This is a genomic window from Citrobacter sp. Marseille-Q6884 (genome assembly GCF_945906775.1).
GTDB lineage: Bacteria > Pseudomonadota > Gammaproteobacteria > Enterobacterales > Enterobacteriaceae > Citrobacter.
Window position 1 is genome coordinate 629,359 of record NZ_CAMDRE010000001.1, and the last position, 13,514, is coordinate 642,872.

Sequence of the window (13,514 nt, forward strand, 5' to 3'; positions counted from 1 at the left end):
CAGCGCGGGATGCGCTTATAAGCTCCTGTAAAATCTCTTCACCACACGCCAATCGCATTTAAAACCCTTCAGTATGACATTGGCATATTCTGAATATATTAACATTTTACAGGAACATATTAGAGCATTCGTTCTCCTGACGTTATAGTGTCCTCACTGGCTAATTGTGAAACCGTAAGTGGTTAAACTAAGGAGTGATGGAATTATGGAAAACAAGTTTATTGACTGGCATCCAGCTGACATCATCGCGGGATTACGCAAGAAAGGAACCTCGATGGCTGCCGAGTCGCGTAAAAATGGATTAAGTTCATCAACACTGGCAAATGCGTTAACGCGGCCGTGGCCAAAGGGTGAATTGATTATCGCCAGAGCACTGGGGGCAGATCCCTGGGTGATTTGGCCATCGCGCTATCACGACGCACAAACGCATGAATTTATCGACAGAACGCGCCTGATGAGAGCCCGTAAAGAGAAGCAGGATACCGAATGATGTTTTGACAGTCCCCCCATGTCAACGACCCATGGGGGAACAAAAGCCGCAGACGATTACTCGCCTTTCACGCGCTCAATATTTGCACCAAGTGCGCGCAGTTTATCTTCGATGCGCTCATAGCCACGATCGATGTGATAAATGCGATCCACCACCGTGGTACCTTCCGCAATACATCCCGCCAGTACCAGGCTTGCGGACGCACGCAGATCGGTCGCCATGACCTGTGCGCCGGAGAGCGTTTCAACACCGTGGCAAATCACCGTATTGCTTTCGATCTCCGCATGCGCGCCCATACGGCTCAGTTCAGGCACGTGCATAAAGCGGTTCTCGAATACGGTTTCAGTGATGAACCCCGTCCCTTCTGCGACCAGGTTCAGCAGCGTGAACTGGGCTTGCATGTCAGTCGGGAAAGCCGGATGCGGCGCAGTGCGCACATTGACAGCTTTTGGACGCTTACCGTGCATATCCAGGCTAATCCAGTCTGCACCCACTTCAATATCCGCACCTGCATCACGCAGCTTCGCCAGAACGGCATCCAGCGTATCAGGTTGCGCATTGCGGCAGATAATTTTGCCGCGAGAAATTGCCGCTGCCACCAGGAACGTCCCGGTTTCAATACGGTCTGGCAGAACGCGATACACGCCGCCACCGAGGCGTTCAACGCCTTCAATGGTGATACGATCGGTACCCTGCCCGGTGATCTTCGCACCCAGCGTAATCAGGAAGTTTGCGGTATCAACGATTTCCGGCTCGCGCGCGGCGTTTTCGATGATGGTGGTGCCTTCTGCAAGCGTTGCTGCGCACATGATGGTGACTGTCGCGCCGACGCTGACTTTATCCATCACGATGTGCGCCCCTTTCAGACGACCATCAACAGACGCTTTCACATAGCCTTCTTCCAGCTTGATGGTGGCGCCCAACTGCTCAAGACCGGTAATGTGTAAGTCAACCGGACGCGCGCCAATAGTGCAGCCGCCTGGCAGTGAAACCTGGCCCTGACCAAAGCGAGCCACCAACGGTCCCAACGCCCAGATGGACGCGCGCATGGTTTTCACCAGGTCATACGGCGCGCAGAATACGTTCACGTCACGCGCATCGATGTGCACGGAACCGTTACGTTCAACTTTCGCACCCAGCTGGCTCAGCAGCTTCATAGAGGTGTCAACGTCCTTCAGTTTCGGGACGTTTTGGATCTCGACAGGTTCTTCTGCCAGCAGCGCCGCGAACAAGATCGGCAGTGCGGCGTTTTTAGCGCCTGAAATGGTGACTTCGCCCTGGAGCTTCGTCGGCCCCTGAACACGGAATTTATCCATTATTCTGTTCTCTGTTTAGAATTCATACTCGCTACCGGCACATAACCCGTAGCTCAAAAACCGTTAAGTTTACGATCGCGCGCCCATTCAGCTGGGGTAAACGCCTTGATCGACAAGGCATGGATGCGATTATCCGCAATATATTCCATCAACGGCGCGTAGACGGATTGCTGCTTTTTGACCCGGCTCATGCCTTCAAACATCTCACCCACGGCAATAACCTGAAAGTGGCTGCCATCGCCAGAAACGTGGACTTCCTGGAGGGAGAGTGCATTCATCAGCACGCTCTGAATTTCATTATTTTCCATGGGCTCTTCATTCGTCAGATAGTGAAAACAGCCCAACATCTTAGAGCAAAGTGGCGCTGTCATAAATAAGCAAAAAGCCTCGCTGATAAATCAGGCGAGGCCATTGAGAGTAACGTCCTGATATTACTGACGCGGAAGGACGTCGTCGGGAAGATTGTAAAGCTGCGCCAGCGTGTAAACCTTATCGTTAACGCCAGCGAGTGAAACTCGATTCCCCTGCTGCTTGCCCTGGTCGATAAGGTGTAGCAGTAATGCCAGACCACCGGTATCTACCCGGGAAATCTGGCTCAGGTCGATACAGGTTACCCCTTTCATCGCTTCAACGCGCGCATCCCATAACGGATTTAACACGTCCTGATCCAGCTCTCCCACAAGCGCCAGCTTGTCACCTTCGCGCGTCCACGTGAGTGACTGTGGCATTATTTTTTCTCTTCCAGCGTGATTTTCTGCTGAGCAATGGATTTCAGCTGTGCCGTCAGACCATCGATACCTTTCGTACGCAGCAGGTCGCTCCACTCGTTTTGTTTCGTGGTGATCATGCTGACGCCTTCGGCAATCATGTCATACGCCTGCCAGTGACCGGTCTGGGAGTTTTTACGCCACTGGAAATCCAGACGTACCGGAGGACGGCCATTCGGATCGATGATCGTCACACGGATCGGCACAATGGTCGCATCGCCCAGCGGCTGCTCAGGTGCAATCTGATACGTTTGTCCATGGTACATCGCCAGCGCCTGACCGTAGGCCTGTTTCAGATATTCACGAAACGCAGCGAAATACGCATCACGTTGCGCAGGCGTCGCTTCTTTGTAGTAACGACCCAGCACTAATGCGCCCGCATATTTTACCTGCACGTACGGCAGCAGTTCCTGATCAACAACATCACGCAGATAGTCCGGGTTGGAACGGATTTTAGATTGTTCGTTTTTCAGACGATCGAAGGTTTTCTGTGCCGCTTCATTCATCTGTTTGTACGGGTTAGTCTGATCCGCTGCCGTTGCGGCGCTAAGGGGGGCAATCACCAGCATAGCCACCATCATCAATCGTTTAAACATACGTCGATTCTCCTGAGATTATTTCGTTGCGCCCGCAGGCGTAGTGGCTTCATTATTGCCTTCTGTCGCAGCAGACGCATCGCCAGAATTCTTATTGTCATCACCTTTACTGTTGCTGTTGTAAAGGAACTGACCAATCATGTCCTCCAGCACCATCGCAGATTTGGTGTCCTGAATCGTGCCGCCATCTTTGAGGATAGACGTTCCCAGCTCAGGATCTTCAAAACCTACGTTTAATGCCAGGTACTGCTCGCCCAGCAGACCGGAGGTACGGATGCTCAGTGAACTGGTATCCGGGATATGGTTAAAACGCGATTCGATCTCCAGCGTCACACGCGGCAGATAGGTTTTCGGATCTAACGAGATGTCGGAAACACGGCCTACCACCACGCCGCCAATCCGCACCGGAGAGCGCTCTCTCAAGCCGCCGATGTTATCAAAGGTCGCATAAATCGTGTAGGTCGGCTCAGTGCGCATCGACGTGACGTTTGCGGCTTTCAGGCAGACAAACAGCGCCGCCAGCAGCGCAACCAACAGGAATAACCCGACCCAAATTTCATTTTTTTTCGTTTGCATGAACTTAATTCCCAAACATCAGTGCGGTCAGCACAAAATCCAGCCCCAGAACGGCAAGAGATGCGTGCACAACGGTGCGTGTCGTTGCCCGGCTAATCCCGGCGGAGGTCGGGATCGCATCATAACCATTAAACAATGCAATCCACGTGACCGTAATGGCGAACACCACGCTCTTAATCAAACAGTTGACCAGGTCCAGACGCCAGTCGACGGCATTTTGCATGGCAGACCAGAAAAAGCCTGCATCAATACCTTTCCAACTCACGCCAACCAGCGAACCACCCCAGATGCCAACCGCGACAAAAATAATCGTCAGTAGCGGCAGAGAGATAACACCCGCCCAAAAACGCGGGGAGATCACCCGACGCAGGGGATCGACCGCCATCATTTCCATACTGGAAAGCTGCTCGGTCGCTCGCATCAGACCAATTTCTGCGGTTAACGCCGAGCCGGCACGTCCTGCAAACAGCAGCGCCGCAACGACCGGTCCCAGTTCACGCAGCAACGAAAGCGCCACCAGCATGCCAAGGCTGGTTTCTGCGCTGTAAGTCGTCAGAACCAGGTATCCCTGCAACCCCAACACCATACCGATGAACACGCCAGAGACGATAATGATCAGCATCGATAAGACACCGACATTATAGAGCTGGCGTATCAGCAGCGGCGCATGTTTGCGAAACTCCGGCTTGCCGATTACCGCATTGAACAACATTAATCCGGCACGCCCGAACGTTCTGAGGGTTTTGATCCCCCGATGTCCGAGTGATGCCAGCGCATTTAACAACATGGGTGGCTTAACTCCCTGTTTTGAGTAAATCGGTGTGGTAATCGCCCGCCGGATAGCGGAACGGAACCGGCCCATCGGCAATACCATCCAGGAACTGGCGCACGCGCGGATCGGCATTTTCTTGCAGCGCCTGAGCACTACCGTAGGCCACTATTTTTTTGTCCGCCATAATATAGGCGTAATCCGCAATACTCAGCACCTCCGGCACATCATGGGAAACCACCACGCAGGTGACGCCCAGCGCGCTGTTCAGTTCTGAAATCAGCTTCACCAGCACCCCCATTGTGATGGGGTCCTGGCCAACAAACGGCTCATCAAACATGATGAGATCAGGCTCCAGCGCAATGGCGCGTGCTAATGCCGCACGTCGGGCCATCCCACCGGATAATTCCGAAGGCATTAATTTTGCCGCGCCCCGCAGGCCGACAGCCTCCAGCTTCATCATCACCGTGCTTTTCAGCAACGGCGCGGGTAACGTCGTATGCTCACGCAGCGGATAGGCAACGTTGTCAAACACGTTCATGTCGGTAAACAAGGCACCTGACTGAAACAGCATACTCATGCGCTTACGCACGGTGTACAAACGCGAACGAGACATGGCAGGAACGTTCTCGCCGTCAAACAGAATCTCGCCCTTATCGGGAGGGATCTGCCCGCCAATCAGACGCAGCAGCGTCGTTTTGCCGATGCCTGATGGCCCCATGATTGCCGTTACTTTACCGCGCGGCACCGTCAGGGAAATATTATCAAAAATGCAGCGGTCGCCTCGGGAAAAGCTGACATCGCGCATATCGACTAGATTCGCCACAGACTGACCCATTGATTCATCCTTTACTATTGCCTCGTTAATCGAAGAGTTTGGCGCTCAATTTAGCCATGAACCCAACATATTTACAGATTATTACCCACCCTGGTTAGCGAAAGCTGGCATTTGTTTTACTTTTTAGCCGCATAAAGTCAAAATTAAGACTTCGTTACGGCTTCCAGAAGATCCTTCACGTGGACCGGCGAGTATACCTGAAGAAAGGACTTTAGATGCTTTTAGCGACGGCGCTGTTAATAATTGGTTTACTTCTGGTGGTCTACGGTGCCGACCGTCTGGTGTTTGCCGCATCCATTTTATGCCGATCCTTTGGCATTCCCCCGATCATCATTGGGATGACCGTCGTCAGCATCGGTACCTCCTTACCTGAGATTATTGTCTCCGTTGCCGCATCAATGAATGGGCAGCTCGATTTAGCCGTCGGTACCGCTATCGGCTCCAATATCACGAATATTTTATTAATTTTAGGCCTGTCAGCGCTAATTCACCCTTTTACCGTGCATTCTGATGTTCTGCGTCGTGAATTACCGCTAATGTTGCTGGTGAGTATTCTGGCCGCTTCTGTGCTGTATGACGGGCAGTTGAGTCGCAGCGATGGATTCTTTCTTCTGCTTCTTGCCGTGCTATGGCTGCTATTCATTGTTAAAATCGCGCGTCTGGCTGAACGGCAAGGCAACGACAGCCTTACCCGGGAACAAGTGGCGGAGCTCCCACGCGAAGGGGGACTACCCGTTGCATTTTTGTGGCTGGGTATTGCGCTGATCATCATGCCGATGGCAACACGGATGGTGGTCGATAACGCGACCGTGCTGGCGAACTATTTTGCCATGAGCGAACTCACCATCGGTCTGACGGTGGTCGCCATTGGCACCAGCCTGCCAGAACTGGCAACGGCAATCGCAGGGCTGCGCAAAGGTGAAAACGACATTGCGGTCGGTAACATTATCGGCGCGAATATTTTTAATATTGTTATCGTCCTCGGACTGCCTGCGCTAATTACGCCAGGCGAGATTAATCCGATGGCCTTCAGCCGCGACTATAGCGTCATGCTACTGGTGAGCGTAATTTTTGCATTACTCTGCTGGCGTCGTCCACGCCAGACAGGTCGAGGCGCTGGCGCGCTGTTGACCGGCGGTTTTATCATATGGCTGGCGATGCTGTATTGGTTATCGCCCCTTCTCGTTGGATAACTGGAAACGCATTATGTCGCACTTAGAGTTGCAACCGGGTTTTGACTTTCAGCAAGCAGGCAAGGAAGTCCTGGCAATTGAACGTGAAGGCCTGGCGGAGCTTGATCAGTACATCAATCAGAATTTCTCTCTCGCCTGTGAAAAGATTTTCAGTTGCCCGGGAAAAGTGGTGGTCATGGGAATGGGAAAATCCGGCCACATCGGGCGGAAAATGGCCGCAACGTTTGCCAGCACCGGCACTCCGTCATTTTTCGTTCATCCTGGTGAAGCGGCGCACGGCGATCTGGGTATGGTATCGCCGCAGGACGTGGTGATCGCCATTTCTAACTCCGGCGAATCCAATGAGATCGCCGCGTTAATTCCGGTACTCAAACGCCTTCACGTTCCGCTTATCTGCATGACCGGCCGCCCTGAAAGCAGCATGGCGCGTGCAGCAGATGTGCATCTGTGTGTTAAAGTGCCCAAAGAAGCGTGCCCGTTAGGTCTGGCACCGACCAGCAGCACGACCGCGACGTTGGTGATGGGCGATGCGCTTGCCGTCGCGTTACTCAAGGCTCGCGGTTTTACTGCAGAAGATTTTGCGTTATCCCATCCGGGTGGCGCACTGGGTCGTAAGCTTTTACTGCGCGTTAACGATATTATGCATACCGGCGACGAGATCCCGCACGTCAATAAAAGCGCCAGCCTGCGTGATGCCTTACTGGAGATCACGCGGAAAAACCTTGGCATGACCGTTATTTGCGATGACGCGATGAAGATTGACGGTATTTTCACTGATGGCGATTTACGTCGCGTCTTCGACATGGGCGTCGATGTTCGCCAGTTAGGCATTGCCGATGTGATGACGCCTGGAGGCATCCGTGTGCGCCCTGGCATTCTGGCCGTGGATGCCCTGAACTTAATGCAGTCCCGCCATATCACTTCAGTAATGGTTGCTGATGGCGACCAGTTACTCGGTGTGTTACATATGCATGATCTGCTGCGTGCAGGTGTAGTGTAAGAAACTCAAGGATAAAGAAAATGAGTAAAGCAGGTGCGTCGCTTGCGACCTGTTATGGACCCGTCAACACTGACGTCATCACGAAGGCAGAGAACATCCGTCTGCTGATCCTTGATGTGGATGGCGTGCTGTCTGATGGTCTGATTTATATGGGTAATAACGGTGAAGAGCTGAAGGCGTTTAACGTCCGCGATGGCTACGGTATTCGTTGCGCGCTCACTTCCGGTATTGAGGTTGCCATTATTACCGGACGAAAGGCTAAACTTGTAGAAGATCGCTGTGCCACGTTGGGGATTACCCATCTCTATCAAGGGCAATCGGACAAACTGATCGCGTTTGCCGACCTGATCAGCAAACTGGCTATTGCACCTGAAAATGTGGCGTACGTTGGCGATGATCTGATCGACTGGCCGGTGATGGAAAAAGTGGGATTAAGCGTCGCCGTCGCCGATGCGCATCCGTTGTTGATCCCGCGGGCCGACTATGTCACCCGTATCGACGGGGGGCGCGGCGCGGTACGTGAAGTCTGCGATTTATTACTCCTGGCGCAGGGCAAACTGGATGAAGCCAAAGGGCAATCGATATGAGCAAAACCAGACGTTGGGTTATCATTCTACTGTCGCTGGCTGTCCTTGTGCTGATTGGTATTAACCTGGCAGACAAAGACGACACAACCCAGGTGGTCGTGAATAACAACGATCCCACCTATAAGAGCGAACATACTGATACCGTCGTGTATAGCCCGGAAGGCGCACTGAGCTATCGTCTGATCGCCCAACATGTTGAATATTATTCAGATCAGGCGGTTTCGTGGTTTACGCAACCCGTATTAACCACGTTTGATAAGGATAAAGTCCCGACATGGTCAATCAAGGCCGATAAAGCCAAATTGACCGAAGATCGGATGCTGTATCTGTATGGTCACGTTGAAGTCAACGCGCTGGTGCCTGACTCTCAACTACGCAGAATTACTACCGATAACGCGCAGATCAACCTGGTGACGCAAGATGTCACATCAGATGATCTGGTCACGTTGTACGGAACAACATTTAACTCCAGCGGACTGAAGATGCGCGGCAACTTACGCAGCAAGAACGCCGAGCTGATTGAAAAGGTTAGAACCTCATATGAAATCCAAAACAAACAAACTCAGCCTTAACCTTGTGCTTGCCAGCTCACTTCTGGCCGCCAGCATTCCGGCATTTGCCGTCACCGGCGATACCGAGCAGCCGATTCACATTGAATCGGACCAGCAGTCCCTGGATATGCAGGGTAACGTGGTGACATTTACCGGTAATGTTATCGTGACGCAGGGCACCATCAAAATTAATGCCGATAAAGTCGTCGTGACCCGTCCTGGCGGCGAAGATGGCAAAGAAGTGATTGATGGCTATGGTAACCCGGCAACGTTTTACCAGATGCAGGACAACGGTAAGCCGGTTAAAGGTCACGCTTCGCAGATGCACTATGAACTGGCGAAAGACTTCGTCGTTCTGACCGGTAAGGCCTATCTGGAACAACTCGATAGCAACATCACGGGCGATAAGATTACCTACCTGGTAAAAGAGCAAAAAATGCAGGCCTTCAGTGACAAAGGCAAACGCGTCACCACCGTTCTGGTGCCGTCGCAGCTGCAGGATAAAAACAAAACCAAGGCTCCGGCAGAGAAAAAAGGTAACTGATTCGTTATGGCAACATTAACTGCAAAGAATCTTGCAAAAGCCTATAAAGGCCGCCGCGTAGTGGAAGATGTCAGTCTGGCCGTCAACTCAGGGGAGATCGTCGGTCTGCTTGGCCCTAACGGCGCCGGTAAAACCACGACCTTTTACATGGTTGTCGGCATTGTGCCGCGTGATGCGGGCAATATCATCATTGATGATGAAGACATTAGCCTGCTGCCGCTGCATGCTCGCGCACGTCGTGGTATCGGCTATTTACCGCAGGAAGCCTCCATTTTCCGTCGCCTGAGCGTGTTTGATAACCTGATGGCGGTGCTGCAAATTCGTGACGATCTGACCAGCGAACAGCGTGAAGATCGTGCTAACGAACTGATGGAAGAGTTCCATATCGAACATTTGCGCGACAGCATGGGTCAATCGCTCTCCGGTGGTGAACGCCGCCGTGTGGAAATCGCCCGTGCTCTGGCCGCAAATCCGAAATTTATCCTGCTGGATGAACCGTTTGCGGGCGTTGACCCGATTTCCGTTATTGATATTAAACGCATCATCGAACACCTGCGTGACAGCGGGCTGGGCGTGCTAATTACTGACCATAACGTGCGCGAAACGCTGGCGGTCTGTGAGCGGGCCTACATTGTGAGCCAGGGGCATCTGATCGCGCACGGTACGCCGACAGAAATTCTGCAGGACGAGCACGTTAAGCGCGTATACCTTGGGGAAGACTTCAGACTCTGATAGGGTAGAAGACTTCACCTCACTGCGGGAGAAAACAACTCTGAACATGAAGCAAGGTTTGCAACTCAGGCTCAGCCAACAACTGGCCATGACGCCTCAGCTACAACAGGCTATCCGCCTGTTGCAGTTGTCCACGCTGGAACTTCAGCAAGAACTTCAGCAAGCGCTGGAAAGTAACCCACTGCTCGAGCAAACCGATCTTCACGACGAAATTGATACGCAGGATAAACAGGACAGCGAACCTCTCGACACCGCAGACGCGCTTGAACAAAAAGAGATGCCGGAAGAGCTGCCGCTTGATGCCAGTTGGGATGAAATTTACACCGCAGGTACGCCTTCTGGCACCAGTGGAGATTACATCGACGACGAGCTACCTGTGTATCAGGGTGAGACTACACAATCGCTGCAGGATTATCTGATGTGGCAAGTGGAGCTGACCCCGTTCTCGGATACCGATCGCGCCATTGCCACATCGATTGTGGATGCGGTTGATGAGACTGGATATCTGACTGTTTCGCTGGATGACATTCTCGAAAGCATGGGTGATGACGACATCGGTATGGATGAGATCGAAGCCGTGCTTAAACGCGTTCAACGCTTTGATCCTGTTGGCGTTGCGGCAAAAGATCTCCGCGACTGTTTGCTGATCCAACTTTCGCAGTTTGACAAGGCCACGCCGTGGCTGGAAGAAGCCCGTCTGATCATCAGCGATCATCTCGATCTGTTAGCCAATCACGACTTCCGCACGCTCATGCGTGTTACCCGACTGAAAGAAGATGTGCTGAAAGAAGCCGTCAACCTGATTCAGTCGCTTGACCCCCGACCGGGACAGTCGATCCAGACAGGTGAACCGGAGTATGTGATCCCGGATGTGCTGGTGCGCAAGCATAACGATCGCTGGGTCGTCGAACTGAACAGTGACAGCATTCCACGCCTGCAGATTAACCAGCACTATGCGGCCATGTGTAATGGCACGCGTAACGATGCCGACAGCCAGTTTATCCGCAGCAACCTGCAGGATGCGAAGTGGCTGATCAAAAGTCTGGAAAGCCGCAATGATACGCTGTTGCGCGTCAGCCGCTGTATTGTGGAGCAGCAGCAAGCTTTCTTTGACCAGGGCGAAGAGTATATGAAACCGATGGTGCTGGCGGATATCGCCCAGGCCGTCGAGATGCACGAATCGACCATTTCCCGAGTGACCACGCAAAAGTATCTGCACAGTCCGCGCGGCATTTTCGAATTGAAGTATTTCTTTTCCAGCCACGTTAACACTGAGGGTGGAGGCGAAGCCTCTTCCACAGCGATACGCGCGCTGGTGAAGAAATTAATTGCTGCGGAGAACCCTGCGAAACCGCTGAGTGACAGCAAGTTAACCTCTATGCTGTCAGAACAAGGTATCATGGTGGCGCGCCGCACCGTTGCGAAGTACCGAGAGTCTTTATCCATTCCGCCGTCTAACCAGCGCAAACAGCTGGTCTGACCCAACCGATAAGGAAGACACTATGCAGCTCAACATCACTGGAAATAACGTCGAAATCACTGAAGCCCTGCGCGACTTTGTCACCACAAAGTTCGCCAAGCTTGAACAATATTTCGACAGGATTAATCAGGTCTATATTGTGTTGAAAGTGGAGAAAGTCACACACATCTCGGATGCAACACTGCATGTGAACGGTGGCGAAATTCATGCCAGCGCGGAAGGTCAGGATATGTATGCCGCCATTGACGGTTTAATTGATAAACTGGCTCGGCAGTTAACAAAACATAAAGATAAACTGAAACAGCACTAACTTGTCCGGGCAGTTAGCGGGTGCAGGACGGCCTGTTGTGAAACACAACAGGCCATTTGTACAGTTAGCGCTTAGGTGAAATTATGATAAATAACGATACGACTCTACAACTGAGCAATGTACTTAACCAGGAATGTACGCGCGCTGGCGTTCACTGCCAAAGCAAGAAACGCGCACTGGAAATCATCAGTGAGCTGGCAGCCAAACAGCTCAGTCTGCCCCCTCAGGTGGTATTTGAAGCCATCCTGACGCGTGAGAAAATGGGCAGTACCGGCATCGGTAATGGTATTGCGATTCCGCACGGAAAGCTGGAAGAAGACACGTTGCGCGCAGTCGGCGTTTTTGTGCAACTCGAAACGCCTATCGCGTTCGACGCCATAGATAATCAACCTGTCGACCTGCTTTTCGCCCTGCTGGTCCCTGCGGACCAAACCAAGACGCATTTGCATACGCTATCACTGGTAGCAAAACGTCTGGCAGACAAGACTATCTGCCGCCGTCTGCGTGCCGCGCAGAGTGACGAAGAGCTGTATCAAATCATCACGGACACCGAAGGTGGACAGGATGAAGCATAACAACCCAATGACATCCTTTTTTGTCGTTGTGAGGAGAAACAGTACATGGTACTGATGATCGTCAGCGGTCGTTCAGGGTCAGGAAAATCTGTCGCCCTGCGTGCGCTGGAAGATATGGGTTTTTACTGCGTGGATAACCTCCCCGTCGTGTTGTTGCCCGATCTGGCTCGTACACTGGCCGATCGCCAAATTTCTGCGGCCGTCAGCATTGATGTGCGCAACATGCCTGAGTCCCCGGAGATTTTCGAGCAGGCCATGAATAACCTGCCGGAAGGTTTCTCGCCGCAACTGCTGTTCCTTGACGCTGACCGTAATACGCTGATTCGCCGCTACAGCGATACGCGTCGTCTACACCCGCTCTCCAGCAAAAATTTGTCTCTGGAAAGCGCGATTGATAAGGAAAGTGATTTACTGGAGCCGCTGCGCTCCCGCGCTGACCTGATCGTTGATACGTCCGAAATGTCCGTCCACGAACTGGCGGAAATGTTACGTACCCGCCTGCTGGGCAAGCGTGAACGTGAACTCACGATGGTCTTCGAGTCCTTCGGCTTCAAACACGGCATCCCCATTGACGCGGATTACGTCTTTGACGTGCGCTTCCTGCCGAACCCGCACTGGGACCCGAAACTGCGTCCAATGACCGGTCTTGACAGACCTGTCGCCGCCTTTCTCGACAGGCACACAGAAGTACACAATTTTATCTACCAGACTCGCAGCTATCTTGAGCTATGGTTACCCATGCTGGAGACCAACAACCGAAGCTATCTCACCGTAGCCATCGGCTGTACCGGCGGGAAACACCGTTCGGTGTATATTGCAGAGCAACTGGCAGACTACTTCCGCTCTCGCGGTAAAAACGTACAGTCACGCCATCGTACGCTGGAAAAACGTAAATCATGACCGTGAAGCAAACTGTTGAAATCACGAATAAGCTGGGCATGCATGCCCGGCCGGCAATGAAACTGTTTGAATTGATGCAGGGTTTTGAAGCAGAAGTCCTGCTGCGTAATGATGAAGGTACAGAAGCCGAAGCAAATAGCGTTATCGCTCTGCTGATGCTGGATTCTGCCAAAGGACGTCAGATCGAGATTGAAGCCACAGGACCTCAGGAAGTTGAAGCCCTGGCGGCAGTGATTGCGTTGTTTAATTCAGGGTTTGACGAAGATTAATCCTGTTGGCCGGATAAGGCG

At 52.5% G+C, this 13,514-nt stretch carries 19 protein-coding genes; 12 read left to right on the plus strand and 7 right to left on the minus strand.

Annotated features, from left to right (window positions below; translation table 11 throughout):
• Positions 1-205: 205 nt before the first annotated feature.
• Positions 206-490, plus strand: a complete 285-nt coding sequence (gene sfsB / locus N7268_RS02920; protein ID WP_198905565.1) for a DNA-binding transcriptional regulator SfsB — start codon at positions 206-208, stop codon at positions 488-490.
• A 56-nt stretch (positions 491-546) separates the two neighbouring features.
• Here sfsB and murA read toward each other — a convergent pair whose 3' ends face one another.
• The 7 genes from murA to mlaF form a co-directional block, all read right to left on the minus strand.
• Positions 547-1,806, minus strand: a complete 1,260-nt coding sequence (gene murA / locus N7268_RS02925) for a UDP-N-acetylglucosamine 1-carboxyvinyltransferase (protein ID WP_198905563.1) — start codon at positions 1,804-1,806, stop codon at positions 547-549.
• Positions 1,807-1,859: 53 nt separating this feature from the next.
• Positions 1,860-2,114, minus strand: a complete 255-nt coding sequence (gene ibaG, locus N7268_RS02930) for a BolA family protein (protein WP_198905561.1) — start codon at positions 2,112-2,114, stop codon at positions 1,860-1,862.
• Positions 2,115-2,237: 123 nt separating this feature from the next.
• The gene (gene mlaB, locus N7268_RS02935; protein WP_260861744.1) at positions 2,238-2,534 is read right to left on the minus strand and encodes a lipid asymmetry maintenance protein MlaB; all 297 of its coding nucleotides are present in this window, start codon (positions 2,532-2,534) and stop codon (positions 2,238-2,240) included.
• A complete protein-coding gene (mlaC, locus tag N7268_RS02940; RefSeq protein WP_260861745.1) occupies positions 2,534-3,169 on the minus strand; it encodes a phospholipid-binding protein MlaC in 636 nt (211 codons plus the stop codon). Before mlaC ends, mlaB begins: the two co-directional genes overlap by 1 nt.
• Before the next feature lie 18 nt (positions 3,170-3,187).
• A complete protein-coding gene (mlaD, locus tag N7268_RS02945; RefSeq protein ID WP_198905558.1) occupies positions 3,188-3,745 on the minus strand; it encodes an outer membrane lipid asymmetry maintenance protein MlaD in 558 nt (185 codons plus the stop codon).
• 4 nt (positions 3,746-3,749) lie between these two features.
• Entirely contained in the window at positions 3,750-4,532 is a 783-nt protein-coding gene (gene mlaE, locus N7268_RS02950; RefSeq protein WP_198905557.1) for a lipid asymmetry maintenance ABC transporter permease subunit MlaE, read from the minus strand.
• Between the two features lie 7 nt (positions 4,533-4,539).
• The gene (mlaF, locus tag N7268_RS02955; protein WP_198905556.1) at positions 4,540-5,352 is read right to left on the minus strand and encodes a phospholipid ABC transporter ATP-binding protein MlaF; all 813 of its coding nucleotides are present in this window, start codon (positions 5,350-5,352) and stop codon (positions 4,540-4,542) included.
• Positions 5,353-5,567: 215 nt separating this feature from the next.
• Here mlaF and N7268_RS02960 point away from each other — a divergent pair, with 215 nt between their 5' ends.
• The 11 genes from N7268_RS02960 to npr all read left to right on the plus strand — a co-directional run bounded on the left by N7268_RS02960 (position 5,568) and on the right by npr (position 13,493).
• Positions 5,568-6,545: a calcium/sodium antiporter gene (locus N7268_RS02960; protein WP_260861746.1), complete on the plus strand. Its 978-nt coding sequence runs from the start codon at positions 5,568-5,570 to the stop codon at positions 6,543-6,545.
• Between the two features lie 13 nt (positions 6,546-6,558).
• The gene (gene kdsD / locus N7268_RS02965) at positions 6,559-7,545 is read left to right on the plus strand and encodes an arabinose-5-phosphate isomerase KdsD (protein ID WP_198905553.1); all 987 of its coding nucleotides are present in this window, start codon (positions 6,559-6,561) and stop codon (positions 7,543-7,545) included.
• Between the two features lie 20 nt (positions 7,546-7,565).
• Complete coding sequence (gene kdsC, locus N7268_RS02970; RefSeq protein WP_260861747.1) at positions 7,566-8,132, plus strand: 3-deoxy-manno-octulosonate-8-phosphatase KdsC; 567 nt, start codon at positions 7,566-7,568, stop codon at positions 8,130-8,132.
• Positions 8,129-8,704 (plus strand): LPS export ABC transporter periplasmic protein LptC, encoded by a 576-nt coding sequence (gene lptC / locus N7268_RS02975; protein ID WP_198905551.1) that lies wholly within the window; start codon positions 8,129-8,131, stop codon positions 8,702-8,704. Before kdsC ends, lptC begins: the two co-directional genes overlap by 4 nt.
• Positions 8,673-9,227: a lipopolysaccharide ABC transporter substrate-binding protein LptA gene (gene lptA, locus N7268_RS02980; RefSeq protein ID WP_103769889.1), complete on the plus strand. Its 555-nt coding sequence runs from the start codon at positions 8,673-8,675 to the stop codon at positions 9,225-9,227. The genes lptC and lptA overlap by 32 nt, the downstream gene beginning before the upstream one ends.
• A 6-nt stretch (positions 9,228-9,233) precedes the next feature.
• Positions 9,234-9,959 (plus strand): LPS export ABC transporter ATP-binding protein, encoded by a 726-nt coding sequence (gene lptB, locus N7268_RS02985; protein WP_260861748.1) that lies wholly within the window; start codon positions 9,234-9,236, stop codon positions 9,957-9,959.
• A gap of 46 nt (positions 9,960-10,005) precedes the next feature.
• Positions 10,006-11,439: an RNA polymerase factor sigma-54 gene (gene rpoN / locus N7268_RS02990; RefSeq protein WP_198905549.1), complete on the plus strand. Its 1,434-nt coding sequence runs from the start codon at positions 10,006-10,008 to the stop codon at positions 11,437-11,439.
• Positions 11,440-11,461: 22 nt separating this feature from the next.
• Positions 11,462-11,749: a ribosome hibernation promoting factor gene (gene hpf, locus N7268_RS02995; RefSeq protein ID WP_005121327.1), complete on the plus strand. Its 288-nt coding sequence runs from the start codon at positions 11,462-11,464 to the stop codon at positions 11,747-11,749.
• 83 nt (positions 11,750-11,832) lie between these two features.
• Complete coding sequence (gene ptsN / locus N7268_RS03000; RefSeq protein WP_198905548.1) at positions 11,833-12,324, plus strand: PTS IIA-like nitrogen regulatory protein PtsN; 492 nt, start codon at positions 11,833-11,835, stop codon at positions 12,322-12,324.
• Between the two features lie 45 nt (positions 12,325-12,369).
• Positions 12,370-13,224, plus strand: coding sequence for an RNase adapter RapZ (rapZ, locus tag N7268_RS03005; RefSeq protein WP_003025085.1), 855 nt, complete (start codon positions 12,370-12,372; stop codon positions 13,222-13,224).
• On the plus strand, positions 13,221-13,493 hold the full coding sequence (gene npr, locus N7268_RS03010) for a PTS phosphocarrier protein NPr (RefSeq protein WP_198905546.1): 273 nt from the start codon (positions 13,221-13,223) through the stop codon (positions 13,491-13,493). Before rapZ ends, npr begins: the two co-directional genes overlap by 4 nt.
• Positions 13,494-13,514 lie beyond the last annotated feature (21 nt).

What these genes read in the sequence shown, in the direction of transcription:
- mlaE (WP_198905557.1), bottom strand. Translation starts at nt 4,532, where the DNA reads ATGTTGTTAAATGCGCTGGCATCACTCGGACATCGGGGGATCAAAACC.
- npr (WP_198905546.1), top strand. Translation starts at nt 13,221, where the DNA reads ATGACCGTGAAGCAAACTGTTGAAATCACGAATAAGCTGGGCATGCAT.
- lptB (WP_260861748.1), top strand. Translation starts at nt 9,234, where the DNA reads ATGGCAACATTAACTGCAAAGAATCTTGCAAAAGCCTATAAAGGCCGC.
- mlaD (WP_198905558.1), bottom strand. Translation starts at nt 3,745, where the DNA reads ATGCAAACGAAAAAAAATGAAATTTGGGTCGGGTTATTCCTGTTGGTT.
- rpoN (WP_198905549.1), top strand. Translation starts at nt 10,006, where the DNA reads ATGAAGCAAGGTTTGCAACTCAGGCTCAGCCAACAACTGGCCATGACG.
- rapZ (WP_003025085.1), top strand. Translation starts at nt 12,370, where the DNA reads ATGGTACTGATGATCGTCAGCGGTCGTTCAGGGTCAGGAAAATCTGTC.
- sfsB (WP_198905565.1), top strand. Translation starts at nt 206, where the DNA reads ATGGAAAACAAGTTTATTGACTGGCATCCAGCTGACATCATCGCGGGA.
- hpf (WP_005121327.1), top strand. Translation starts at nt 11,462, where the DNA reads ATGCAGCTCAACATCACTGGAAATAACGTCGAAATCACTGAAGCCCTG.
- N7268_RS02960 (WP_260861746.1), top strand. Translation starts at nt 5,568, where the DNA reads ATGCTTTTAGCGACGGCGCTGTTAATAATTGGTTTACTTCTGGTGGTC.
- kdsD (WP_198905553.1), top strand. Translation starts at nt 6,559, where the DNA reads ATGTCGCACTTAGAGTTGCAACCGGGTTTTGACTTTCAGCAAGCAGGC.
- ibaG (WP_198905561.1), bottom strand. Translation starts at nt 2,114, where the DNA reads ATGGAAAATAATGAAATTCAGAGCGTGCTGATGAATGCACTCTCCCTC.
- ptsN (WP_198905548.1), top strand. Translation starts at nt 11,833, where the DNA reads ATGATAAATAACGATACGACTCTACAACTGAGCAATGTACTTAACCAG.
- kdsC (WP_260861747.1), top strand. Translation starts at nt 7,566, where the DNA reads ATGAGTAAAGCAGGTGCGTCGCTTGCGACCTGTTATGGACCCGTCAAC.
- mlaB (WP_260861744.1), bottom strand. Translation starts at nt 2,534, where the DNA reads ATGCCACAGTCACTCACGTGGACGCGCGAAGGTGACAAGCTGGCGCTT.
- murA (WP_198905563.1), bottom strand. Translation starts at nt 1,806, where the DNA reads ATGGATAAATTCCGTGTTCAGGGGCCGACGAAGCTCCAGGGCGAAGTC.
- mlaF (WP_198905556.1), bottom strand. Translation starts at nt 5,352, where the DNA reads ATGGGTCAGTCTGTGGCGAATCTAGTCGATATGCGCGATGTCAGCTTT.
- mlaC (WP_260861745.1), bottom strand. Translation starts at nt 3,169, where the DNA reads ATGTTTAAACGATTGATGATGGTGGCTATGCTGGTGATTGCCCCCCTT.
- lptA (WP_103769889.1), top strand. Translation starts at nt 8,673, where the DNA reads ATGAAATCCAAAACAAACAAACTCAGCCTTAACCTTGTGCTTGCCAGC.
- lptC (WP_198905551.1), top strand. Translation starts at nt 8,129, where the DNA reads ATGAGCAAAACCAGACGTTGGGTTATCATTCTACTGTCGCTGGCTGTC.